This is a genomic window from Streptomyces sp. NPDC047841 (assembly GCF_040704085.1).
In the GTDB taxonomy this organism is placed as follows: Bacteria; Actinomycetota; Actinomycetes; order Streptomycetales; family Streptomycetaceae; genus Streptomyces; species Streptomyces argyrophylli.
This window is the reverse complement of the sequence record NZ_JBEYRP010000054.1, coordinates 1-24,151: the sequence shown is the minus strand read 5'-3', so window position 1 is coordinate 24,151 and position 24,151 is coordinate 1. Positions and strand designations below refer to the sequence as shown.

The window sequence follows — 24,151 nt, the reverse complement described above, 5'->3', positions numbered from 1 at the left end:
GCTGGGGTGAGCGGGCCTACGGCAACCTCATCCACTGGAACGAGGTCGACCGGGGAGGCCACTTCGCCGCCTGGGAGCAGCCGCGCCTGCTGGCCCAGGAACTCCGCGAGGCTTTCCGGTCGCTGCGGGACTGACGTCGCGCCGGGGTGCGTCGGCGACCGCCTCGTCACCGGGCATGCATCGCAGGGATGCCCGGCCTTCCACTGATGAAGCACCGCATCCCTGCCCGCCCGACCGAACAGCGACCGGCCCCTCCCGCAAGTGGGAGGGGCCGGTCGGGTCCGGGTTGCGACCTGACGTCGGAAGGAACGGAACGGCAGCAGAGGAGGACGGTCCCGGCGCCACGGCGGTGCGTTCTTCGCACCGCCCCGGTCCGGGAAGGTGTCCGGCCGTCGACGGGGAGCGCTCACCGGCCGCGGCCGACCCGGGCGGCTCACGGGAGAACCAGGGATTCTCCCTGGTTCATCTCGACCCTCGGATCCATGAGTCTGACCACGTACGCCTTCGCACGCACGAGGAAGGGATGTGACCGGACCCCTGACGCGAACCCGCACGGGCACACCGCGCCGATCGTGCCTGCCCCTGCCGCATCGACAGCCGGATCACGCGAGCGCGTGAGTCAACCACGACCCGAGAGAGTCAGCCACATGGGAGACAAGGTGTTGGACGGAGCTGTCGCACTCGTGACAGGTGCCAGCAGCGGCATCGGCGCCGCGACTGCCCGCCGCCTCGCCCAGGACGGTGCGTCGGTCGCCTTGGTCGCACGCCGCCGCCATCGTCTCGATCAGGTCGCACACGAGATCGCGGAACTCGGCGGCCGCGCCCTGGTCCTCCAGACGGACATCTCGGACCCCGAGTCCGCCTCCGCAGCGGTGCAGGACACCCTCGACCGGTTCGGACGCCTGGACATCGTGGTGCACAGCGCCGGAGTCATGCGTCTGGGCAGCGCCCTCCACACCACGGTCGAGCAGTGGGACCGGATGATCGCCGTCAACGTGGCCGGACTTGTGCACGTGACGCACGCAGCGGTCCCGTACCTGATCAGCGCGGCAGCGACATCTCCCAGGGAGGTGGGCGACATCGTGTGCGTGGGATCGACGGCCGGTCGGCTCGCTCGCCCCGGCAGCAGCGTCTACAACCTGACGAAGTTCGGCCTGCGCGGTTTCGCCGAGTCGTTGCGGCAGGAACTGCTCGTGGAGCAGGTGCGAGTCAGTCTTGTCGAGCCCGGTACGACGAGCACAGAGCTCATGGACCACCTCGAGGACGCCACCCGGGACGCGGCCCGCTGGCAGACGGACGGCCTTGAGCCGCTGCGCCCCGAAGACGTCGCGGACGCGATCGGCTACATCGTGACGCGCGAGCGGCGGATGGCCGTCAACGAGATGCTGGTCCGCTCCGGCGACCGGCGCCGGTAGCCGGCCGGTCCCGGTACCAGGCCCTGCGCCGGCCCGCGGGTCCGCGCGCGGCACCGGATCGTCGGTGCCCGCTCGGTGGTGTCCAGTCCGGCGCGGTGACGGCGCCCGACCGGAGAACGCCGGGATCACCGCATCGCGGCGGAGTTCCGTGCGGGTCACGGCCCCAGCGCGCGCTCCTCGCCGGGCGGCCGCCGCAACCGTGCGCGATGAACCGTCCCCGGCAGTCCCTCCCCGCACCGGACCGTCTCTCCACGGTGGTGGACCGCAGCACATGGGGTCGGTGCGTCTCCGACGGCGGCCCCGGTGAATCGCCGGCGCAAGCCCGCGCCGTGTTCGCTGTGCCGACCCGGCATGTGCCCAAGGCCGTTCGGTTCAGCATGAGGGCATGACAGGCGGCTGCGTCCTGCACGCAGTGGCACGGGCCCGTTCGCCGGCCGCACGCGTACGGCGTGAGTCCCGGCCTCCGCCCGTCGGCGGAACTGGTCGTCGTGACCCGGAGGCCGCTGTGGTGGCGCGACCGTACGCCTCCTCGTCGTCGCGAGCCCGGCGCCGGTTGGGAGCGCCCCGCTGCACCGCCGGTGGGCGGGAACGTGCCGTCCGGAGCGGGCGCAGCCGGAACCCTGCTCACCGTGATCGGCACGAAGACGGTTCCCAGGACTGGCTGTGACCATCGCGAGGCGAGCAGACCTCCGAGGGTGCCCGCAGTGATGTGAGGGCGTCGCCGAGAGCGACACGCGAGGTGATGCCGAGCTTCGGATAGATCCGGTACAGGTGGGCCGACACGGTCCGGTGGGAGACGAGCAGCTTTTCGCCGATCTGCTTGTTGGTCATTCCCGAGGCCGCCATCTGCGCGATCCGGTGCTCCTGGGGGGTGAGCCCGCCCGCTCCCGGGTCCGTTGCCGCCCAGCCGGTGGTACGGCCGGCCGCCCGCAGTTCCCTGGCCGCCCGCGCGGCCCAGGGGACGGCCCCGAGATGACGGAACGTGTCGAGGGCCGCGTCGAGGTGTGTCCTGGACTCCTCGACGGCCAGTGCCCGACGCAGGTGCTCGCCGTACGCCAGCCGGACGCGGGCGAGGTCGAACGGCCAGCGCTCGGCTCCGGAGATGGAGAGAGCCTCCTCGAACAGTGGAGTCCTCTGCCCCGCGGGAGCGGCCAGGGCAGCCGAACCGGCGGTGACCAGCGCCAGGCGGGGAGAGACGGCGGGGAGGCCCGCCTGCCGCATCGCCGTCGCATGGGCACGTGCCTCGGTTTCCCGCCCGCTGCGAACGGCTGCCTCCACCAGATCCATGGCGACCCATCGCGCGACCGGGGTGTTGGCGTCCAGCACGCCCGGGGGGCTGACAGCCGTTGCGTGGTGGTAGGCCTCCGCGTAGTCGCCACGTCCCACGGCCACGAGGGTCGCGGCGTACTCCGCCAGATGCTCGATGGTACGGGTGCCGTGGGGAACGGCCCACTCGATGATCTGCCGTATCCGGGTGCGTGCCGTGTCGTCGTCGCCTCGAACGGCGGCGACCAGGCCCTCACCCACGTGGAACTGATGGGTCAGGAGCTCATAGCCATGGGCCTTGCTCAGGGCGATGCCCTCGTGCGCCAGGCGACTGCACTCGTCCCACTGCCCGGTCAGGAAGTCGTCCAGGCACAGCACCGTCAACGCGTTGAGAGCTGAGGCAACCGCGCCGCCGGCGCGTCCGTCGTCGACGACACGCCACAGGGCCGCGCGGCACCCGGTCGCCCGGTCCACGACCAGTGCCGTGGCCCCGACGCGCTCGATCCAGGTGGGGTTGGACTCCTGGTGCAGGTCGCGGACCGCCGCGTCGAGGTGGGCAAGGGCCTCCGGAGCGGCGCGTGCCGAGTCGGCGTAGACCTCTCCCGGCAGCCTCACCAGCGGAGGCAGGGGGAGGGCCAGTTGAGCCAGAGTCGTGTGGAAGGCCGTCCAGAAATCGGGTCGGCCGGCGACCGCGCAGGTCCTGTGCAGGGTGCGGACGGCCTCGAGGAGGACGTCACCGCCGTCGGACCGGTCGTGGCGGGCTGTCAGCGCGCCGATCAGCAGCCGGTGGGCCGAGGCCACGTCGCCGTCCCGATTCAGCAGCACGTGCGCGGTCGCGACGGCCGCCTGGAGCGACCCCCTCAGCTCGGGGTCGGCACGACGGGCCTCCACGAGAAGTTGTGCCGCCCAGCGCAGCTCTCCGACGACCTCCGAGCCGACGTAGGCGGCTTCGACCAGACGCCTGCTCCGGTCCGCGGGGCCAGGGCTGAGGTCGGCGGCTCGCACCAGCGCGTCGAAGGCGCCCGCGGCGTCACCACGTCGGCGGACCCGCTGGGCCGCCTGCTCCAGGAGCATCGCGACCTCTTCGTCGGGATCGGACGTGGCCTCGGCGAGGTGCCAGGCCATCCGGTCGGGCTGGTGGGCCAGGGCCCGTGCCAGAGTGCGATGGGCTTCCCGTCGCTGACCGCCGGCCGCGCGTGACACGACCGTCGCGCGGACCAGGGGGTGCCGGAACACCAGCCGGCCCAGGCCGCGGTCGTCGATCCGCAGCACCTGGGCCCGCTCCGCGGGGGCGAGAACGGCAAGCACGTCCTGGTCCGGCGCGGCGGCCCGCAGAACGGACAGGTCGCCGTTGCCCTCCAACGCGGCCAGGAGCAACAACTGCTGGGTGGCCGTCGGCAGCCCCGCCAGCTCGAAGGCGTAGAGGTCCTGCAGGCGACGGTTGACCGGCAGCACCTCGGACGGAGCGGTCCCCCCTCCACGCTGCGGGGTGCCGAGCGCGCCCGGCAACTCGAGCAGCGCCAGGGGGTTGCCCTGGGCCTGCGCCAGGACCCGCTGGAGGTCCCGTGCGGCCAGCAGCGGGAACCGGGTGCCGACCAGGGCGGCCGCCGCCTTCTCGCTCAAGGGGCCGATCGGGAGTTGCGGGAGCCCCGCCCGGCTGACGGCGTTCCCGGCGCCCGGCCGTGAGCCGGCGAGGAAGGCCACCCGGCTCCCCTCCAGTCGCCGCGCGACGAACGCGAGCGTCGCCGCGGTGGCCGGGTCGACCCATTCCAGGTCGTCGACGATCAGCAGCACGGGCCGGGACCGCGCCGCCCGGCGCACCAGTGCGAGGGCCGCACCGTAGACCGTCAGGAGGTCAGGCGCCGTGCCCCCGCTCATCCCCAGCGCCGCCGACAGCGCGTCGCGGTGTGGCGGGCTGAGCGCGTCGAGCTCCGAGCGCAGTGGTTCGCAGATGTGTGTCAGGCCGGAGAAGCCGAGATCCGTCAGGAACTCGAGGCCGTCGTAGCGCAACACCGACGCGCCGGCCGTCGTCGCCATGTCCGCCGCGGCGTCGAGGAGGACGGACTTGCCGATCCCCGGCTCCCCCGTCAGCAGCAGGGCGCCGCCGTCGGCCGACGCCTGGTCGACGAACGATCGCAGCAGCCTCAGCTCCTGCTCCCGCCCCACCAGCCCCTCGGCCGCCGTCCGCGGCACCGGACCCAGGTCCATCGTGGCCCCTCCCTTCCTCATGGCACTAGCCAAGATGGCGGACGGACCCCCTGGTGCGAACCGGTTGAACGCCCTGGCCGGTTCTCCCAAGGGCGCTCGCAGCCGACCGGGGTGCCTGGTGTGTGCCGAGGCACTGCCCGGGCGCCGGGGCCGACGTCGTCCGGGAACTCGTGCTCTCCCCGCCCTCGCCCCTGGTGACCAGGCGGCGCACGGTCATCGAGCCAGGTGCCCGGGCGCACTGGCGTCGCCTCCGCCGGCGGGACGACCGGCGGTGTCAGTCAGGTGACGTTGCACGACCGCGTACCAGTGCGGTCACGCGTGCGTCCGGCTCGAAGGCACCTCAGGCTCGATCCGCCGGAGGAGGTCGACGACGTCTGAGCGGCGACCCGCCGGTGCGGAAGGCTCTGCGGCCGTCACGACTCCGCACCCGCCGTCCCCTCCGGCGGGTGCGGAGCGAGTACCTCGCGCAGCGCGCCCCGGGAGGCCACGCCGAGCTTCTGGAAGACGTGACTCAGGTGGGTTCCGACAGTCCGGGGCGACAGGTGCAGCTGTTCCCCGATCTTCTTGTTGCTCAGCCCGGAGACCGCCAGCGTCGCGACCTCGCGTTCCCTCGACGTGAGGGCCTCCACTCCGACTGTTCCGGCCGGCGACCTCGCCTGACCGGTGGCCAGCAGCTCCCTCTCCGCCCTGGTCGCCCAAGGCCGCGCGCCCATCCTCGCGAAGACGTCACGCGCCGCGGCGAGCTGCTCTCGTGCGGCGGTGATGGACCGGGCACGCCGAAGGTGCTCACCGTAGGCCAGCCGCACCCGGGCCATTTCGAACGTCCACCGCTCGGCCCCGGGAACCGCCAGTGCCTTCTCGAAGAGCGCGGTGGCGGTGCTGTCGGGGGCAGCCATGGCCGCCGAGCCCGCCGCGAGGAGCGCCAGTCGCGGAGAGAGGGCGGAGATACCGTCCTCGCGCATGGCCGAGACGTGTGCCCGCGCCTCGGTGTGACGGTTGCTCCTCACCGCTGCCTCGACGAGGTCCATGCACACCCACAGCGCGAGGGGCGAGCGGTAGGCGAGGACCCCTGCAGGGCTGACGGCAGCGGCCTGCCGGTAGGCCTCGTCGTAATCGCTCCGCCCCAGCGCCATCAGGGTCCGGATGTGCCGGGCGTACACCTGGGCGACGCGCACCCCCCGGGGCAGGGCCCAGCGGGCGATGTCGTCGGCCAGCGCTCCGGCGGCCTCGAAGTCGCCCCGGGCGGCGGCCAGCAGCGCCTGCCCCCAGCGTCCCGGAACCCCCAGGACCCCGTAACCGAGGGCCTCGCTGAACTGAACGCCCTCGCCGAGCAGTTGCTGCGCCTCCTCCCACCTGCCGGACAGGAAGTCGTCGATGCCCAGCAGTATCAGCGCGTTGATGGCCGCTCCGGCGGCACCGCCCGTCCGTCCGTCGCGCACCACACGCCACAGCGCCTTGCGCAGTCCCGGGAGGCGGTCGACGAAGACGGCAGCGATGGACATCCACACGATCCGGCTCGGATCCAGCTCCCCGTCGCTGCCGGCGATCAGGCCGTCTAGCCGCTCCAGCACCTCGGCGCCGGTGCGGGCGGGGTCACAGAACGTCGTACCGCACAAGGACACCAGGGCATCCACCGTGGAGTGCCGGAGGGACTCGTGGACCGGATCCCACAGCTCGGCCCGCCCGCCGAAGAAGCACACCAGAAGCAGGGTGCGGAAGGCCTCGTCCAGGGCGAGGTTGTTCGGCCTGTCACGGACTGCGAAGGCCTTGACGGCCCCGACCAGCAGACGGTGGGCGGTGTCGATGTCGCCCTCGCCGGTGAGAAGCATGTACGCGGCGGCGACCGCGGCATGCAGCGGCTCGTCGCTCCCGGGATCGGCCGCATGGGCCGCCGCCAGCAGCTGCGGCGTGCTGCGCAGTTCTCCGGTCACACCCGCACCGATGAACGCCGCCTCGGCCAGTCGGCGGCTCCGGCCGATGCCGAGCGGGCTCAACTCGGCGGCGCGCACCAACGCAGCGACCGCTCCCACGGCGTCCCCGCGCCGGCGCACACGCTGCGCGACCTCGTCGAGGAGCGCCGCCACCTCTTCGTCGGGATCGGTGCTCGCCTCGGCGAGATGCCACGCCCGGCGCTCGGGCCGGCCCGCCAGCAGCTGGGCGAGCTCGCGGTGCGCGGTCTGCCGCTCGCCGCCCGTCGACTGTTTCACCACCGTCGTACGGATCAGAGGGTGGGCGAACACGACGCGCCCGGCGTCCGTGTCGACACGGATCAGCCTGGCCCGCTCGGCCGGCCAGAGGTCGCCCGGTCCGGGGGCGCCCGGACCGGTGGAACGCAGGATGGACAGGTCACCCGTGGCGTCCAGGGCGGCGCGCAGCAGGAGGCGAACGGTCGGAGCGGGAAGCTCGTTCACCCGTGAGGCGAACAGGGCCATGAGCCGCTCGAGCGGCGAGACACCTGCCGCATCCCCCAGCGTCGCAGGAGGGCCGGAGGCCGGACCACTCGCCTCGCCCGCCAGTTCCAGGAGGGCCAGGGGGTTGCCCTGCGCCTCCGTCACCAGTCGGGCACGCTGTCGGTGCGCCAGCGCCGGGAACCGGGCCCGCAGCAGCGCGGCGGCCGCCTCGTCGTTCAGCGGCCGCAGGTCGTACCGGGACAGACCACCCTGCTCGAAATGGCCCCCGGCGTTCGGCCGCCCCGCCGCGAGAAACGCCACGCGGCTGCCCGCGAGCCGACGTGCCACGAATCCGAGCACACCGGCGCTCGCCCGGTCGAGCCACTGCACATCGTCCACGATCACCACCAGAGGCCGACGGGCCCCGACTCGGCCGAGGAGGGCGAGGGTGGCTCCCGACACCTGCGCTCGATCCGGGTTCGGGCCGGCGCCGAACCCCAACGCCACGGTCAGCGCGCTGCGCTGCTCGGGGTCGAGCAGTTCGAAGTCGCCGGTGAGCGGAAGCAGGAGCTGGTGGAGCGCCGAGTAGGGAACATCGGCTTCGAACTCCACGCCGGCGGCGCGCAGCAACGAGGACCCGTCGGCCTGCGCCATGTCCGCGGCGCAGTCCAGGAGCACGGTCTTGCCGACGCCCGCCTCACCGGTCAGCAGCTGGGTCCTGCCGTCGTTCACGCCCGCGTCGAGGAAGGCGCGTATCAGCGCCAGCTCTGCGTGCCGCCCCACGAGATCTCGAGCGATTCCCCGGCGGGCGGACTCGTCGTCGTTCACCGTATTCTCCGTTCCACCGGATCAACCCGGAGGTCGCACGCGCACGGGTACGTCGAGATCTCCCGTGCTCGACACCGTGGTCTCCTCGTCCAGACGCCACACTCGACACGACCGGTGGCGCGGAGCCGGGACCGGGTCCCATACCAGTCGACGGCACCGTACGCGGGGCCGGCCTTCGGCCCGCTACCCCAACGTGGACTCGTACTCGCTCAGGGGCAGGGCGTCGCGCAGTTGCCGACGAGAGGTGATGCCGAGCTTGGTGAAGACCTTGCGCAGGTGCCACTCGACCGTCCGCGGGCTCAGGAAGAGCCGGGCCGCGACCTCCGGATTGGAGAAACCGTCCCGCGCGAGCAGTGCGATCTGCCGCTCCTGCGACGTCAGCTCCTCTCTCGACGAGGCCTCGACCTTACGCTTGCGCACGGCCTCACCCGAGGCCAGCAGCTCGCGGCGGGCACGCTCCGCGAACGCCTCCATCCCGATGGAGAAGAACATCTCGTATGCCGTGCCCAGATGTTCCCGCGCCTTGGCGCGCCGCCGCTCCCGGCGCAGCCACTCCCCGTACAGCAGGTGGGCACGTGCCAGGTCGGGGTGCAGCCCCGTGCGGCCGAACCGCTCGATCGCCTCCCGGTAGAGGCCGTCGGCGACAGCGCCCTCGCTCACCAGCGCCCGGCAACGGGCCAGCAGACCCTGAGCCCAGTCGGTGTCGCACAGCTCGGTCGCGTCCGCCACTTCCCGGAGCGCTTCGCGGGCGATCTTCTCCTCCCCGACCCGCGATGCCGCTTCGACGAGTTCGGGCAGCGCCCAGGAGGTCACGGACATCGCGGAGAACTGGATGCTGGCCCGTGCCGCCGGCAGCGCGTGCTCGTAGCGGGCGAGGCCGTTGTAGAGGACCGCAGCCGCCCAGTGCGCGCAGGTGACCGCGTTCAACTGGCCGTCCGCGGTCGCCCACTCGATCGTATCGGCGATCAGGCCCGTGGCTTCGGCCTCCTTGCCCTGCATGGCCGCCAAGAGCATCTTGGTGTGCTGTGCTATGGGCATACCCGTCGCCGCGGCGACGGCTTCGGACTCGGCCACCAGCGCGGTCGCGGCGGCGAGGTCACCGGCCAGGAGGGTCGCGGTCCCCAACGAGGCCAAATACACGGGGAGTTCCGTCAGGGCGCCGGCGGTGCGCACCACGTCGACCGCTCTGGCATAAGTCTCGTGCATGACTCGCTCGTCCCACACGGCACAGCTCACACCACAGGCCGCCCAACCCCACTTCAGAAGGTCCTGCGCGGGATACTCCCTGAGCGCCTTCATCGCCCTGCGCAAGGTGGGGAGCGCTGCGGTGCTGCCTTGGGTGATGAGCAGTGCGTAACCGTCGAGGACGAGATCAAGGGTGCTCGGGCCGCCCTCGCGAGGAGGAAGCTTCGTTATCGCCTGGGATACCGCCATGAGGCTGTCCGCGTCCGAGGCGGCGAAGGCCGCGGTGGCCCAGGCGAGGAGATAGGTTTCCCGCGCCAGTTCCATGTCGAGCGCTTCGAGGCGTTGCGCGGAGGCCAGCAGCATGGGTGGTGCCTGCCTGTTGAAGCCGGCCGCGAAGACGATGTGACTACGCACCAGGTGGGCTCGCGCGCGCTGGAACTCGTCCTGGGCCTCCTGGTCGGCGATGCCGACGAGCTCCCGGGCGGCCTCCAGATCACCCGCCCGCAGGCTGGTGTTCGCGGCTGCCAGCGCACGTTCGGCGCGCTGGGAGGTGTCGACGGTCAGCGCCGTGGACCTCCGCAGGAACGCTGCGGCGGCGGCCAGTCCGCCCCGGGCCTGGGCACGGTCGGCGGATCGCTCCAGTTCCCTCGCGACGGCCTCGTCGGGTGCGGCCGCCGCGGAGGCGAGGTGCCAGGCGCGGCGGTCCGGATCGGTGTCCGGGTCGGTGGCCTCCGCCAGCGCCCTGTGCACCGCCCGGCGATCACCTGCCGTCGCCGACCGGTACACGGCCGACCGTACGAGCGGGTGGCGGAAGATCACACGTACGCCGAACGACAGCAGCCCGTCCGTCCCGTTCGCCAGGGCCGTCTCCGGCGTGACGCCCAGCCGTCTGGCCGCCTGCCACACCAGGGTGGGATGACCGGTCGGCTCGGCGGCGGCGACCAGCAGCAGCCTACGGGTCTGCTCGGGCAGTTCGGCGATCCGGGCGAGGAAACTCTGCTCGATCCGGTCCGGCAGCGTCCCGCCGTTCAGCATGCCGAAGCCGCCCGCCAGTTCGGTCACGGAAAGCCCGCGCGACAGCTCCATCAGGGCCAGTGGATTGCCCCGTGTCTCGGCCACGAACCGATCACGGATGCGCCGGTCGAGCTGGGCGTGCGTCACCGAGACCAGCAGGGCGTGGGCATCGGCATCCCGCAGCCCGTCGAGCGCCAGGTCGGGCAGTCCGAGCAGGTCCTGTGGCTGCTCGCGGGCACCGAAGAGGAGGCCGATCGCCTCGGCCAGCGACCGCCGGGCGACGAAGCCGAGCACCTGCGCCGAAGCCCGGTCCATCCATTGCGCGTCATCGACCACGCCCAGGAGCGGACGTTCCTCCGCGGTGTCCGACAGCAGACTCAGCACTCCCAGCCCGACCAGGAAACGTTCCGGCGGGGGAGCCACTCGCATGCCGAACACCGTCTCGAGTGCCTCGCGCTGCGGTGCGGGAAGCCTCTCCACCCGATCCAGCAACGGCGCACAGAACTGGTGCAAGGTGGCGAACGGCAGCTCCATCTCGGACTCCACGCCGACCGCGCGCAGCACCCGCGTGCCCGTCGCCGACTTCTCCGCGTACTCGAGCAGCGCCGACTTGCCGACTCCTGCGATGCCGTGCACCACGAGCACACGGCTCTCACCGGCGCAGACATCAGCGATCATCTGGTCGAGGAGAGCACACTCCGCTCCCCGCCCGAGCAGGCCAGCCCGTCCTCCGTGCGCCCGACCACCCACCGGATGCGTCACGATAGTTCACCCCCGCCATCGCATTTCCGCCACCCGCCCCGCATGCACAGTACAGCAGCCTTGGGACAGGAGAGGTGCCGCGTCCGCGGCAGTGGGGCCTGACGCGCCTTGGGGCCAGTGGGTGACCGTGCCAGGGGGAAGCACGGACCGGCCCGGTCGCCTCCGCTGACGGGCGACGGCCGGCCCTCGCACGAAACCCACCGGCAGGCCGCCGGCCCGCGTCCGGCGGAGGTGGCGACCGGCGAACTCCTCCGGACCCCGGACCGCCGCCCATGCCGAGCGGCTCGCCGGGACGGCCTGCGTCACGCACCGCGAGCAGCCGATCACCGAGTAGCCGATCGCGGAGCAGTTCACGCCCGTGGTGAAACGGTGTGATCGACTTCTGCCGTCCCGTCCAGCCGCTCAGCCTTCCGGCGAGGCCGACGAACCGCCGACGACAAGGCCTGACGGCCGTCCGGCCGGGCTGCGGAGGGAGCGTACTGTCCGGCTCGTCCCCGCGCCCTGATGTCACGGGCGTGCCGGGCCGGCCAGGAGGCGGGCATGGCGTCCTGTGCGAGGCGCGCGGTCCGCGTCGTCGCAGTCAGTCGGACCGATGTTCGGGGCACGGCCGCGGAGCGGAGCGGGCCCGACGACCTACCAGGACCGGTCCCGTCGTCGGTACGGGAACAAGGATCCCCGAACCCGGAGGTCTTCCCGCACGTCTCAGCCGAGCCGGGTGACCTGGTAGTGGCTGATGGACCACTGATCGGCCAGGCGTCTGAGCACGATGGAGAGGGTGACGTGGATGTCCGGCCGGTCGGTGAAGGAGAAGACCACGCCGAGATACCCGAGGAGGACGTCCTCCGCGGGACTGCGTGTCTCGAGCACCTCGTACGCGGCCCTCAGCCCGAGCGGCTGGGAGTCGTAGTACTCGGCAACGCCCCGGCGGCCGACGCTGTAGGGGTGGAGCCCCTGGAAAATGGCGTCCTCGGTGAAGAGCACTGCGATCTTCTCCGGCTCGTGTGCGTCGACGGCGGACTTCCACTGGTCCATGACGTCGCGCAGAACGACTTCCTGCGCTGCTGTTCGGGTCATCGGTCCTCTCCTCCTACCGAGGGTTCCACCTGCCGCCACCTCTCGATGAACGTTCGGCTTCCTGCCGCCGCGCCGGGCCCGCGTGGTGTCCGGAGCTCTCAGGCGGCGGGACCGGTGGGGCCCGGATCGTTGGGGTGCGGCTGTACGGCGGTGATCTCTGCGGTCATCCACGGCCACAGGGGCAGGGTGCCGAGCACGCTCTCGCGCAGCTCCGCCTCGTCCGCCGCGCGCCACAGGCCGATGCTGCGCAACTCGCCGACCGGACGCCACAACCGGACCAGGTTGCCGCCGGCGGCCAGCTCCCCGGCCCGGACGGACTCGGCCGCACGACGCCGGTCGACCTCGGCCGGGTCGGTGCCCTGGGGCACGGTCGTGGTCAGCACGACCAGGTATTCCTTCATCGTCAGTCCGTCCTCTCGGCTGTGTCCGAAGATCACGGGGCGCGGTCCCTCGGATGTCCCCGCGTCGTGTCCGTCAGCCGTCCGAAGGCAATGCCCGAGCCCTGCCACCGCACGCATCCTCCTAGCCGCACAGCCTGGTGGCATCGGTCGATTGACGTACGACAGCGCTGACTGCCGTACCCGGGTCTTCCACGGGTGCCAGGGCGAGGCGGCGCAAACACCATGGAACGAAACGCCCATCAGCGGCGTGGACGCAAGCCACGATCTCTCGACGCAGGAGTGAACGATGACGGCGAAGCTGCTGTTTGTGATGACCGGAGCCACGTACTGGACGCTCCGGGACGGCACCAGGTATGCGACCGGTTACTGGGCCGAGGAGTTCGCGGCGCCCTACAAGGCGCTCACGGAGGCCGGCCACCAGGTGACGGTGGCGACCCCCGGCGGGGTGACCCCGAACGTGGACATGATGAGTCTGCGCCCCGACATGGCGGGCAGCGCCGAGACCGCGCTCGAACTGGAGCGCATCATCCGCTCCGCGGAGGTGATGCGGCGGCCGATCCAGCTCGCCGACGCCCGTCTGGAGGACTACGACGCCGTCTACTTCCCCGGTGGCCACGGTCCGATGGAGGACCTGTGGATCGACGCCGACGCGGGCCGGCTGCTGACCGCGGCGCTCGCGTCGGGCAAACCGCTCGCCATCGTCTGCCACGCCCCGGCTGCGATGCTGGCCACCAGGATCCACGGGGTTTCGCCCTTCGCCGGCTACCGAGTCACCGCCTTCACCAACGACGAGGAGGACGCCGTAGGACTGGCCTCCCGGGCGCGATGGCTGCTGGAGGACGAACTGAAGGTGCTGGGCGTGGACTTCACTCGCGGCGAGATGTGGAAGCCGTACACGGTGGTGGACCGGAACCTGTACACCGGGCAGAACCCCGCATCGGCCGGAGTCCTGGCGGAGCAACTGCTGAAGGTCCTGTAGGCGGCGCCCGCTCGGCCGCCCTCGGTATGTCGCTCGATCACGGAAGGGCTCAAGCAATGGACATGAAATTGGAAGTGGTCGTGATACCGGTGTCCGACGTCGACCGGGCCAAGGACTTCTACACGGCACTGGGCTGGCGGCTGGACATCGACATCGCCACCGACGAGGACTTCCGGGTGGTGCACCTCACGCCACCGGGCTCGCCCACGTCGGTCGTCTTCGGCACCTCGGTCACCTCCCAGGTACCGGGGACGGCCCAGGGCCTGCACCTGGTCGTCGACGACATCGTCGCCGCCCACGACGAGCTGAAGCGGGCCGGCGCCGATCCCGGCGACGTCTTCCACGACGCCGGCGGTGTCTTCCACCACGCCGGCACGCGGGCCCGGGTGCCCGGACCGGAACCGCGGCGCACCAGCTACGGCTCGTTCCTGTCCTTCAACGACCCGGACGGCAACGAATGGGTCCTCCAGGAGATCACCAGGCGGCTGCCGGGACGAGTGGACCCGGCGGCCACGACGTTCTCCTCGGCCGACGACCTGGCGAGCGCGCTGCGCCGGGCCGCGGCGGCCCGGCACCGGCAAGGGGAGGGCACCGGCCCGGAGGATCCCGACTGGCCGGAGTGGTTCGCGCGGTACCTGGTCCGTGAGCAGACCGGCGCGGCCGAGGAGGTGCGATGAGCGGGTCCACCTACCGAGCCGTCACCGTCACCGGCCGGCGGCAGTTCGCCGTGGTCGAACGCGAACGCCACGAACCGGCCCCGGGACAGGTGCGCCTACGCGTCGACGCGTGCGGAGTCTGCCACACCGACGTCCTGGCGGTCGAAGGACTGCGCCAGGACGCGTCGACGCCGGTGGTACCGGGACACGAGATCATCGGCGTTATCGAAGCCGTCGGACCAGGTGTCGAACCGGTGTGGCGGCCGGGCGAACGCGTCGGCGTCGGTTTCCTCGGTGGCCAGTGCACCGTGTGCGACTCCTGCCGCCGCGGCGACTTCGTCAACTGCGAGGACCAGCCGCAGACCGGGCTCGACACCGACGGCGGCTATGCCGAGGTGGCCTACGCCCGGGCGACCGGCCTCGTGCGGCTTCCGGCCGCCCTCGACGCACTGGCCGGTGCGCCGCTGCTGTGCGCGGGGCTGACCGTTTACACCGCGCTGCTGTCCTCGGCGGCGCGTCCCGGCTCGCTCGTCGCGGTCCAGGGCATCGGCGGCCTCGGCCACCTCGGGATCCAGTACGCCCGGGCACTGGGGTACCGGGTGGTCGCCATCGCCAGGGGCACCGAGAAGTCCCGGCTCGCCGCGGAACTCGGCGCGCACGAGTACATCGACAGCACGGCGACGGACCCGGGCGCCGCGCTCCGGCAGCTCGGCGGGGCAGCGGTCGTCGTCGCCACGGCCGCGTCGGGCGCCTCGATGTCACCGCTGGTGCGCGGGCTCGGCCGGCGTGGCCAGCTGGTCGTCGTCGGAGCGGCCCCCGACCCCCTCGAGGTGAGCACGACCGATCTCATCTTCGGCGGCCACGTCGTGCGGGGAAGCCTCACCGGCTCCTCGGTCGAGAACGAGGACAACGTGCGCTTCGCCCTGGACCAGTCGGTCCGCTCCTCCAACGAGGTGCTCCCGCTGAGCGAGGCATCCAAGGCCTACGAGCGGATGCTCTCCGGCCAGGCCCGGTTCCGCGTCGTACTCGATGCAAGGAAGTGAGACGGCCGCGGCCGACGCACCGTCGGCAGGAAAACACCCGGGCCGTCCGGCCGGCGAGAGCCGGTCGGAACCACCACCGTCACAACGAAGAGTGAAGAGGCATCTCATGAGTAACTCCGGCAAGAAGGTCGCCGTCGTCACCGGCGCTTCCCAGGGCATCGGCGCCGGTCTGGTCGAGGCGTACCGCAAGTTCGGTCACGCCGTCGTCGCCACGTCCCGGACCATCTCCGCCTCGGGCGACGCGGACCTGGTCACCGTCCAGGGCGACATCGCCGACCCGGCCACGGCGGAGCGCGTCGCCGCCGCCGCGATCGAGCGGTTCGGCCGTATCGACACCTTGGTCAACAACGCGGGCATCTTCGTGGCCAAGCCGTTCACCGAGTACACGCAGGAGGACTACGACTCGGTCATCGGTGTCAACCTGGGCGGGTTCTTCCGCATCACCCAGCTCGCCGCCGAGCAGATGCTCCGTCAGGGCGGCGGTCACATCGTCCAGATCAACACGACCCTGGTCGAGCACGCCCTCTCCGCGGTACCCGCGGCGCTCGCTTCCCTGACCAAGGGCGGCCTCCAGTCCGTCACCAAGGCCCTGGCCATCGAGTACGCGACCCGCGGCATCCGCAGCAACGCCGTCTCCCTGGGCATCATCAAGACCCCGATGCACGCGGAGGAGACCCACGAGACGCTCGCCACCCTGCACCCGGTGGGACGGATAGGCGAGATCGGCGATGTCGTCGACGCCGTCCTCTACCTGGAGAACGCGCCGTTCGTCACCGGCGAGGTCCTGCACGTCGACGGTGGCCAGAGCGCCGGCCACTGACGCTCGGGCCGGGGCGCCCGGACGAGACCGGCGACCCCGGCCATCTGAGGGTTTCCTGGATCACGTGGACCGCGCCTCGCCCCGCAGAACAGAAGCGTCCGGACGACTCGTAGAAGTGGCGGCCCCCTCCCCGCGCCCGCAGGGGTGGGCCCGCCACTGAGTCGTCGAGCGAGAGGTTCGCGAAACGCTGCACGGTGCGGGCCATGCGCACAACGGTTTCCGTGATGGGGCGGCCCTTACCGGACACGCCCGCATCGGCCCGGAGCACACCGGACGCGCCCACGTCGCCAAGGGGCACTGCGCTCGACCATCCTGTCCCGCCCGGTGTTCACGACCTACAACAGCTCCGGGCGTGCCCCGCCGGGGAGCATCTTCGGGTGCCGGCGACGGGTGCCCTGGCGCGGGGCCAGAGGTGTCGACGGCACAGATGTCATTACGTGCCCGAGCAGAGCGCGGTCTCGGTCCACCTGCGTGGGCAACTCGCGCACATCCAGGGCCGAGCGCAGCTCAGGGTTGATGTCGAGGCTGCATTGATACAGGTAGAAGCCCTTCAGACATGAGGCTGCGACCTGAAGCGCGGACGGGCCGTACGGGGGCTTCGGTGGTGTCCGCCAGGGCTCGCCGAAGGGCATTGCCACCCTGGCACCGACCGCCCCCATGTAGCGGTGCAGGTCCCGCAGCGACACGGCCTCGGTCGCCAGATGCTCCCGAGCCCGCCACCGCAGGTGGTCCACCAGGTGGTACGCACAGGTCTTCTGCGTACCACGTCCCTCGTAGGACCGCAGGAAGCTGTCCGCCTCCTCGTCTATGGAGCCGCCGGGCCGCAGGATCGTGTACGACCGGCCCCCGCCCGCCTCATCGGCTGTACCTGAAGGTCCCCCAGGACCATCCCGCTCCGCACGACGTCGCCTCCTCTCCCGTACACCGAGCCGGCAACTGAGCCGGTCAGTAAAGGGACACGGGACGACGCCAACAGCGACCCCGATGAGCGAAGCGAACGCCCACAACCCGGTCGGTAAAGTCGGCACGCCGTACCCGGAGCCGGGCGGCGGCTTGCTCGGGCCCGAGCGGGGTGTCGGCGGCGACCAGGTCCGCCAGGTCCGCACGCTCGCAGACCTCCGCGACCTGGCCAGGGTGGTGCAGCGTCCCGTCCGGGTACGCGCTCAGGTCGACCAGCAGGCCGCGGTCGACGAACCGGCGCACCGCGAACGCCGTGCGCATGCGCCTTCTCGCCGATCACGTTCGGGGTGCCGAGCGCGTCGGCGATCCGGTCGGCCGCCGCATCGCCCGAGATCGCAGGTGAGGGCATCGCGGCTACGCCCGCGTACGCGAAGGAAAATCACCCGCCCGGGTGCCGCTCCAGACCAGGTCGGACCACCGTGGTGGGGGCCGACCACAGGCCCGACCATCAGGCCCGACCAAATGTCGGTCACATCCCTACCGGCATTTGGATCACTTGTTCGAATCGCGTGTCCCTTCGGACACGAGAGCGATCGGGACGATATGCAGTCGGATACCGATGTGCGCGCTGTCGTGCAGGGGGTAGGTTACGCGGGCCGGTCGAACCCCCGACCCGGACGCTGTCCGCCGCGCGAGGCCGCAGCTAGAGCCGGTCGGCGCAGCCCCGCCGGCGTCGGCCAGCTGCCCGGAACCTTCGTTCAGAGCACCGGTGTCCTGCCACAGCGGAGGGCGAGTTTCTCAACCGGAGCCTGACCTGCGGACCACGCAAAGCCATGGCTCCGCACGACATTCGGTTCTGCCTCTGCCGGCGACTTCACCCGTGGTGTGGAGTGAACGACGCCCGCCGGGACGTCATCTCATGGGGTGCGGCGAAACAGCCGACGCGGCCCATCCGCTCTGCGGGAGCAGGGAAGGTGCCGCGTCCCGACAGTCCAGCGGCCGACGCCTCGGGCCGGGAGGGGCGGCCACGCCGCAGGCGGGCGAGTCCACGCCCACGTCCTGCGACAGCCTGGAGGCCAACTGGCACCGCACGCCGGCTCGTATCCATGACGAGACGACGATGCTCACCGAGTATGACCTCGAAGACGGCGCCGTCCTTGGCAGTGCTCTTCTCTCAGCCGGCCTGGTGGCCGAACCCGACTCCGCTTCGACCACCTGGACCGAGGAGGTCCGCCTGACAGTGACCCGAGCCGAGGGCGAAGCCGGCGTTCTCGACGCCGGTCTCGTTGACACCTGCACTGCTTGAGCTGTGCGATGTCGCGGTAGCCGCCGCAGCCGGCCTGGCCCGGCGCCTGTGCCGGGCCAGGCCGGCTCGGTGTCAGCTGGGCTGGGCGGTGGGCATGATGAAGACCTGGGGGAGGTTGACCCGCAGGGGCAGGGATGCGATGAAGCCGACGGTCTGCGCGATGTCGATCGACTGGAGCCAGTCGATGCTCTCCTTCGACCCCTCCAGCCAGGCGCTGGCACCCGGGTCCGTGACGTGGTCCTGGAGTTCGGTGCCCACGATCCCGGGCTCGATCGCGCTGACCCTGACCTTCTTCGGGCCCAGCTCGATGCGCAGGTGCTTGGACAGGTGCGAGACGAACGCCTTGGTGCCGGCGTAGACGGCGAAGGTCGGGTAGAGGTTCTGCGCGGCGCTGGAGGAGGTGTTGATCAGGTCGGCGACACCGCGCTCCTGGGCGGCCCGCACCAGCTGTGGGGTGAACGCGCCGATGACGTTCATCAGCCCGGAGACGTTCAGGTCGATCTGGCGCTGCCACTGGTCGGCGCGCAGTTCCTCGACGGGCGCGGGGAGCATGACGCCGGCGTTGTTGAACAGCAGGTCCGCGCCGCCCAGCTCGGTCTGGACACGGTCGGCGGCGGCCCGCACGGCGGCGGCATCGGTCACGTCGACGGCGATGGCCACGGCGGTGCCGCCGTTCTTGCCGATGCGCGCGACCAGGTCGTCCAGCCGCTCGGCGCGCCGGGCGAGCACGGCGACCTTGGCGCCCTGTGCCGCCAGGTGCTCGGCCGTTGCCTCGCCGATGCCGCTGGACGCGCCGGTGACGACGGCCACCCGGCCGTCCAGGGGCCTGGCAGAGGCCGTGGCAGAGGTCTCGGTGGTCATGGAGTGACACCTTCTCGAAGATCAATAGGTACGAAGGGGGCGTCGGACGTCCGCCGCCGCGGCGCCTGGCTTCGAGCCGGCCATCGTCAAAACGGCCCGGCCAGGAGGCAGTCGGCCGAAGGGAGCTTGCACCGCGCTGCTTGCACCGTGTTCCGGCGAGGGCAGGGCTGCAGTGAACAGCGTCGTTCCGGACAAGAGGTCCTGCCCGGACCGAGCGGTGGCGGGTCTCAGCGGCACCGTTGAGGGCCTGTGCCCGGACAACGGCGGGGGGCCTTGGAGCATGGTTGCCGCAGAGGGGCTGTGACGGCCACGTTCTGGCGGTTCAGCCCGAGTTGCCTGGAGCGAGCAGGGTAGAGAGGTACCGGGCGATGCCGGACCAGTTCGTGATCGTCAGCTGGCTGTTGACGACGACAGCCCTCGGGTGCTCGTTGTTGGTGGTGGCGATGGCGAAGTTGGAGAGCGGTCGCCAGTTGTTCTCGAGGGAACGGTGCAGCCAGGGCATGCCGTTGTAGCGGGCATTCGGGCTCGACACGATGTCGTTCATGATGCCGAAGACGTCGTTGAACCGTGCGGCCTCGGAGAGGAACTGGGTCATGAACAGGAACGACTCGGCCGTGGCGCCGGCTTCTGCCCCGACCCTTGCGTCCTGGACGAATGCGAGTTGCCAGAGGTGATTCCACAGGCGGTTGTAGGAGACGTCCAGGGTGTCCCGGGCGTGCGGTGATGCCGCTTCCAGGGATGGGTAGGAGCCGCCGTGCACGAGTACCCGGTACTCCCCGTTGGCCGGGGGCAGCAGTCCTCCACCCTGCGTGTTGCGCAAGCTGTTCATCGTCTGCTGGAGGTTGAACGTGCCGCGGTCGGCGGTCTCGTAGGTCACGCCGGACGCGGTCGTGAAGCCACGCAGGTACAGGTTGCCCGGGGAGATCCAGAGCCGCAGAAGGCCCGCCGGGCCGGAGCCGTTGGGGCGCATGTTGACGTCGACCCGGATGAGCCCCACATCGGCACCGTCGGTCTGCGTGATGTCGACATTCCCGCGGTAGCCGTGTCCCGCTGCGAGGCGAAGGCTGTTGATGAATGACCTGTACCGGGCCTGAGCCGAGTACTGGGGTTTCTCGAGCGCGTCGAACCACACGTGTGACACGGTCAGCCGGGTGTCGGCCTTCGCCGGGCCGATTGCCGAGAGGAACGCGGTTACGACGATGAGAAACGTCACGCCGATCGCTGCGAGTTTAGCGGACTTGCCCTGGCTCAACTGGGCTCGAGGTGGACTGAAGGGCATGCTGCCACTCCTTGATCTCGGGGACCGACGCAGCTACCGGCTGATTCCCCACACACGCCGGAAGCAGAGGTCGGTCGTCTCAGGGTCTTGGTTAGCTTGACGGACTGACTGTGCAAGCAGGCCGGTTCAGAGCGTGAACTCGATCAGCGGCCTGTGCGGACCGGGCGGCGGCCGCCGTCGCTCCGCAGACCGCTCCCAGCCCTGACCGACGGGGACAGGCTCACACCGTCTACCCGCCGCCCGGGCTGCATCGTCGGCCCCGGCAGGCCGCACCCCGCCCTGATACGCCCCCATCCGCGCAGGAGACGGTCGATGAGATGCCGTCCCGCGTACTCCAAGACCCGCCTGTTCGCCGTTCACGACGGAAATCCCCTCCCAAGCCAGTGAGGTTTTCGCCCCAACTGTCCTGCACGATGGAATCCGCGAACATCGGTCACCTGACTGTGAGCAGGCACGAGCCGCCCGACCGTACCCGCCCGGCACTCCAGGCTCCGACGCGCGGGACCGCTGCCCGCACACGGCTCTCCGCAGCACATTTCCCCGAAGCCGCGCCGCCTCGGCTCGGCAGCAGTACCGAACCGACGACCTAAGTCATACAGCGCACAGCACCGCCGACGCCGCGCAGATGCTGTAGGCGATGAAGAGAGCCCAGTGAGCTGCACAGCCGGTGCCGGTGTCCGTCTTCGTGCCCGTCCGCGGTGCGGGGCGAATCGGTCCCGTGCCACGCTGTGCCATGTATCGGGTGTGGTTGGCCCTGCATGGGATCGGTCCCCGCCAGGCCGTCGTGCTCCGTGACTACGGCATCCACTCGGTAGGACTGCTCGCCGCCGTCTGTCCGGCCACCGTGCAGCGCCTGCTGGGCAAGAAGGCCGGCCGGCTCGTCGCCGACCGCGCCCGCGGCATCGACCCCCGCCCCGTCGTCCCCCGAACCCTGCCGGCCTCCGCCGCCGTACGCCACCGCTTCGCCCACCCCACACCCTGGACGGCGCCCTCGTCCGAACGGCACTCCTCGACCTCGTCGTCCGGCTCGGCCTCCAGCTGCGCCACCGGGGCCAGGCCGCTCGCGCGATCACCCTGACCCTGGGCTTCGCGGGCGGCACCACGTGGGAGAGGACCCGCCGCCTGCCCGCACCCTCCGCCCACGAGGACGACCTGCGCACACTCGCCTACCAGCTGATGGACGCCGCCGGCCTGCAACGCGCCCGCCTGACCGGCATCGTGCTGCGGGGCGAGGACCTCATCGACGCCGACCAGGTCGCCGAGCAGATCAGCTTCGACGGCGCCCGTGAGTCCCGCCTGGTCGCTGAGCAGGCCATGGACCGCATCCGGAAGAAGTTCGGCCCCGACTCCATCGGGCCGGCCGCCGTCGCGCCCCTGCGCCGGGCCTCATGACCGCGCTCCAGAACCTGGTCGCAGGACCCGAGAACCGCTGCGGCCCGGAGGGGGTACGCCCTCACCGCGACCTCGTCACGCCCGGCCACGGTGGCAGCGATGCCGCGCGATGGGTGGTGCATCCAGCGCGGCAGGTGCCGGGGAACGGCTGGTAAGGGTGCGGGACGAAGTGCCCGTTCGAGCGCCTGCCGTCACGAGGGATACGACAGGCTGCGCGCTCCCGGGCCCGCAGCGCGGCGGCGTCGGCGGGCCCGGTCCTCACCCTGCACACCAGGCGGGCCGACGTGGGCACGGCAGCGCTCAGCAGCCGCGACGCAGGCCGCTCTGAAACTGCCGTATGCCGGGCTGTGCCGTCCCACTTCGGCTCGGCCGCCCACCCGATGGGCAGGGCGTGGCTGTCCACGGCAACGGCCAGCATCGGCTCGGGCAAGGACCGGATCATGACGTGATGCCTTCCACACCGGACCACTAGAAGCGCGACTGGACGACTTGATCATCCGGCGGCAGGTGGGACGCTGCTCGGGTCTAGTACTGCAACGGTGCTTGTCGTGACCGATGGCCAGGTCAGGGGCTGTGTCCGCGGCGTTTGTAGTGGCTGGTGCGGGCTTGGTGCTGTCGCCGCCGGCGCCAGGTCGACCAGTGCAGGATGTGCTCGACGGGTGTGGGGCGGCGGTCGGTGAGACGGGTGATCAGCCGTTGCTTTCCCGGTATCCAGCTCGCGGGCTCGCAGGACGGTCAGGCAGGTGTGGGCGGCCATGGCGAGGGTCATGTGTCGATGCCAGCCGGGGTGGCGGCCCAATCCTGGTAGTCGTCCAGGCCGCATTCCTGTTTCCCGCTTTGGAAGCATTCCTCGATGGCCCATCGGCTGCTCGCGATGCGGATCAGCTGGTCGAGTGTGGTCTCCGCGGGGCAGTAGGCGATGTAGTAGGAGATCTCCTGCGGGCGGGCGACGCTGCGGCGGGCGATCACCCAGTGGCGGCGGTCGGGTCGGTGCCAGGGCCGCACCTCGATGCGGGCCCAGTCGTGGATCCAAGGCCGTGAGCCTCGGTGCCGCAGGAACGGCGCTTCCATTTCTGCCGGGCGAGGCCGTTGAACAGGTCGTGGACGGGGTGGTCGATCGTCCAGCGGGTGACCATGGTGTCGTGGCGGGTGGTGGCCATGACGTGGAAGACGTCCGCCCGGTCCAGCTCGGACCGCCGGCCTTTGGAGAAGCCGTAGGCGGCATCCGCGGTCACCCAGCGAAACGGGATCTTTCCGCGACGGCACGGCGGACCATCACCTTCGCCATGGCCACCTTGGTCTCGAAGCCGACCTCGCCGTCGATACCGGCCCGGCGGCACTCCCTTGTCTACTGTTCCGGCCGCCTGCCTCGTGGAGGTTGCAGTGCTGCGTGCAACGGGGCCGGCCTCGCCGCCTGACGCGCCTGGATCAGATGCGCCAGGACCGCAGGGCCTCGGCGACGGCGTAGACGCTCAGCCGGGTGTCCCGGACCTTTCTGACGAGGTCGGACAGGGCGCCGTATGGGGGGTCGATGCCTTCGCCGGACTGATCCATGTACTGAGCGGCCACGAAGGCGGCGAAGAGGCTGTTGCGGTGGGGGAGTGGCTCCAGGCGCACGATCGTGTGCAGGAGCGCGGCCGCGCGCCAGGCGGCATCCGGGTCGGAGGCCTCGAGCGTCGGCATCCGGGTCTTGTGCCGGGCGACGGCCGCCACCAGCGCGGAGTAGTCGGTCACGGTGACGTCTTCGTGCCCGAGGGCGGCCTCCTGGACGTCGAGGAGCCAGGAGACGTCGATGTGGACAACCATCAGGCAGCCGCAGCCCCGTCGCCGCGCTGAGAAGGCGGAATCTCCTCGGGGAACGCCTCGTCGAACTCGCCGCGCAGCCTGTCGGCCCAGGCGGTGGCGCCGGCGACGAACCGCTTGCGGTGCATCTCGCGTACACCGAGGTCGTGCAGGTACTGCTTGAGGCTCTTGCCCTCGGCGGCGGCGGCGGCTCGGACGCCTTCCATTTCCTCGTCGGAGAAGGACACGTTCAGTGATGGCATAACCCGATGGTACCTAGTTGGTACCACACTCCTCAAGGCCGGTGAGCGGCTCAGAGCAGCCACACCATCACCGCGCCTGGATGCGATGGAGGGCATCGCGGGCTCTGCGCCGCCCTCGCCCGTGGCCGGGTCGATGCCGGCCGGCTGCGGCGGGCCCTGGCCGCGGCGCCACTGCCGCGGGCTGCCGATGGCCGGCTGGTCCTGGCCGTCGACATCACCTGCTGGCTACGCCCCGATGCCCACACCTCACCGCAGCGGATCCTGTGTCACACCTACGGCCGGGGAAAGGACCAGCACATCCCTGTCCCCGGCTGGCCGTACTCCATC

At 71.2% G+C, this 24,151-nt stretch carries 16 protein-coding genes and 3 pseudogenes; 8 read left to right on the top strand and 11 right to left on the bottom strand.

What is annotated here, in order from left to right; all coding sequences use genetic code 11:
- The first annotated feature begins 683 nt into the window (after positions 1-683).
- A complete protein-coding gene (locus AB0947_RS41040; protein ID WP_366755476.1) occupies positions 684-1,415 on the top strand; it encodes an SDR family NAD(P)-dependent oxidoreductase in 732 nt (243 codons plus the stop codon).
- Positions 1,416-2,039: 624 nt separating this feature from the next.
- Here the strand turns inward: AB0947_RS41040 and AB0947_RS41035 are convergent.
- From AB0947_RS41035 to AB0947_RS41015, 5 genes are all read right to left on the bottom strand, one after another.
- Positions 2,040-4,889, bottom strand: coding sequence for an AAA family ATPase (locus tag AB0947_RS41035; RefSeq protein ID WP_366755475.1), 2,850 nt, complete (start codon positions 4,887-4,889; stop codon positions 2,040-2,042).
- A 413-nt stretch (positions 4,890-5,302) separates the two neighbouring features.
- On the bottom strand, positions 5,303-8,107 hold the full coding sequence (locus tag AB0947_RS41030) for an AAA family ATPase (protein WP_366755474.1): 2,805 nt from the start codon (positions 8,105-8,107) through the stop codon (positions 5,303-5,305).
- A gap of 183 nt (positions 8,108-8,290) precedes the next feature.
- Positions 8,291-11,056: an AAA family ATPase gene (locus AB0947_RS41025; protein WP_366755478.1), complete on the bottom strand. Its 2,766-nt coding sequence runs from the start codon at positions 11,054-11,056 to the stop codon at positions 8,291-8,293.
- Between the two features lie 714 nt (positions 11,057-11,770).
- Complete coding sequence (locus AB0947_RS41020; protein WP_366755473.1) at positions 11,771-12,142, bottom strand: hypothetical protein; 372 nt, start codon at positions 12,140-12,142, stop codon at positions 11,771-11,773.
- Between the two features lie 98 nt (positions 12,143-12,240).
- The gene (locus AB0947_RS41015) at positions 12,241-12,543 is read right to left on the bottom strand and encodes a muconolactone Delta-isomerase family protein (protein ID WP_366755472.1); all 303 of its coding nucleotides are present in this window, start codon (positions 12,541-12,543) and stop codon (positions 12,241-12,243) included.
- Between the two features lie 286 nt (positions 12,544-12,829).
- On the opposite strand from AB0947_RS41015, the gene AB0947_RS41010 reads away from it, so the two are divergent.
- The 4 genes from AB0947_RS41010 (at position 12,830) to AB0947_RS40995 (ending at position 16,041) form a co-directional block, all read left to right on the top strand.
- Positions 12,830-13,522, top strand: coding sequence for a type 1 glutamine amidotransferase domain-containing protein (locus AB0947_RS41010; RefSeq protein ID WP_366755471.1), 693 nt, complete (start codon positions 12,830-12,832; stop codon positions 13,520-13,522).
- Between the two features lie 62 nt (positions 13,523-13,584).
- The gene (locus AB0947_RS41005; RefSeq protein WP_366755470.1) at positions 13,585-14,199 is read left to right on the top strand and encodes a VOC family protein; all 615 of its coding nucleotides are present in this window, start codon (positions 13,585-13,587) and stop codon (positions 14,197-14,199) included.
- Positions 14,196-15,221 (top strand): alcohol dehydrogenase catalytic domain-containing protein, encoded by a 1,026-nt coding sequence (locus AB0947_RS41000; protein ID WP_366755469.1) that lies wholly within the window; start codon positions 14,196-14,198, stop codon positions 15,219-15,221. Before AB0947_RS41005 ends, AB0947_RS41000 begins: the two co-directional genes overlap by 4 nt.
- Positions 15,222-15,327: 106 nt before the next feature.
- Complete coding sequence (locus AB0947_RS40995; RefSeq protein ID WP_366755468.1) at positions 15,328-16,041, top strand: SDR family oxidoreductase; 714 nt, start codon at positions 15,328-15,330, stop codon at positions 16,039-16,041.
- A 1,017-nt stretch (positions 16,042-17,058) separates the two neighbouring features.
- Here the strand turns inward: AB0947_RS40995 and AB0947_RS40990 are convergent.
- Positions 17,059-17,350 (bottom strand): annotated as a pseudogene (locus AB0947_RS40990) (hypothetical protein); the annotation flags it as partial.
- A 711-nt stretch (positions 17,351-18,061) separates the two neighbouring features.
- Between AB0947_RS40990 and AB0947_RS40985 the strand changes: the two are divergent.
- Positions 18,062-18,247 (top strand): hypothetical protein, encoded by a 186-nt coding sequence (locus AB0947_RS40985; RefSeq protein WP_366755467.1) that lies wholly within the window; start codon positions 18,062-18,064, stop codon positions 18,245-18,247.
- A 72-nt stretch (positions 18,248-18,319) separates the two neighbouring features.
- Here the strand turns inward: AB0947_RS40985 and AB0947_RS40980 are convergent, their stop codons facing one another.
- Both AB0947_RS40980 and AB0947_RS40975 read right to left on the bottom strand, forming a co-directional pair.
- Positions 18,320-19,108 (bottom strand): SDR family oxidoreductase, encoded by a 789-nt coding sequence (locus AB0947_RS40980; protein WP_366755466.1) that lies wholly within the window; start codon positions 19,106-19,108, stop codon positions 18,320-18,322.
- Between the two features lie 322 nt (positions 19,109-19,430).
- The gene (locus AB0947_RS40975; protein WP_366755465.1) at positions 19,431-20,387 is read right to left on the bottom strand and encodes a ribosome-inactivating family protein; all 957 of its coding nucleotides are present in this window, start codon (positions 20,385-20,387) and stop codon (positions 19,431-19,433) included.
- A 751-nt stretch (positions 20,388-21,138) separates the two neighbouring features.
- On the opposite strand from AB0947_RS40975, the pseudogene AB0947_RS40970 reads away from it, so the two are divergent.
- A pseudogene (locus tag AB0947_RS40970) lies at positions 21,139-21,779 on the top strand (hypothetical protein); the annotation flags it as partial.
- A gap of 697 nt (positions 21,780-22,476) precedes the next feature.
- Here AB0947_RS40970 and AB0947_RS40965 read toward each other — a convergent pair.
- From AB0947_RS40965 to AB0947_RS40955, 3 genes and pseudogenes are all read right to left on the bottom strand, one after another.
- Positions 22,477-23,118, bottom strand: a pseudogene (locus tag AB0947_RS40965) (IS701 family transposase); the annotation flags it as partial.
- A gap of 89 nt (positions 23,119-23,207) precedes the next feature.
- Positions 23,208-23,585, bottom strand: coding sequence for a toxin Doc (locus AB0947_RS40960; RefSeq protein ID WP_366755464.1), 378 nt, complete (start codon positions 23,583-23,585; stop codon positions 23,208-23,210).
- Positions 23,585-23,824: a hypothetical protein gene (locus AB0947_RS40955; protein WP_058084289.1), complete on the bottom strand. Its 240-nt coding sequence runs from the start codon at positions 23,822-23,824 to the stop codon at positions 23,585-23,587. Before AB0947_RS40955 ends, AB0947_RS40960 begins: the two co-directional genes overlap by 1 nt.
- Before the next feature lie 66 nt (positions 23,825-23,890).
- On the opposite strand from AB0947_RS40955, the gene AB0947_RS40950 reads away from it, so the two are divergent.
- Positions 23,891-24,151: transposase (locus AB0947_RS40950; RefSeq protein WP_366755477.1), on the top strand; the 261-nt coding region annotated here is incomplete at its 3' end.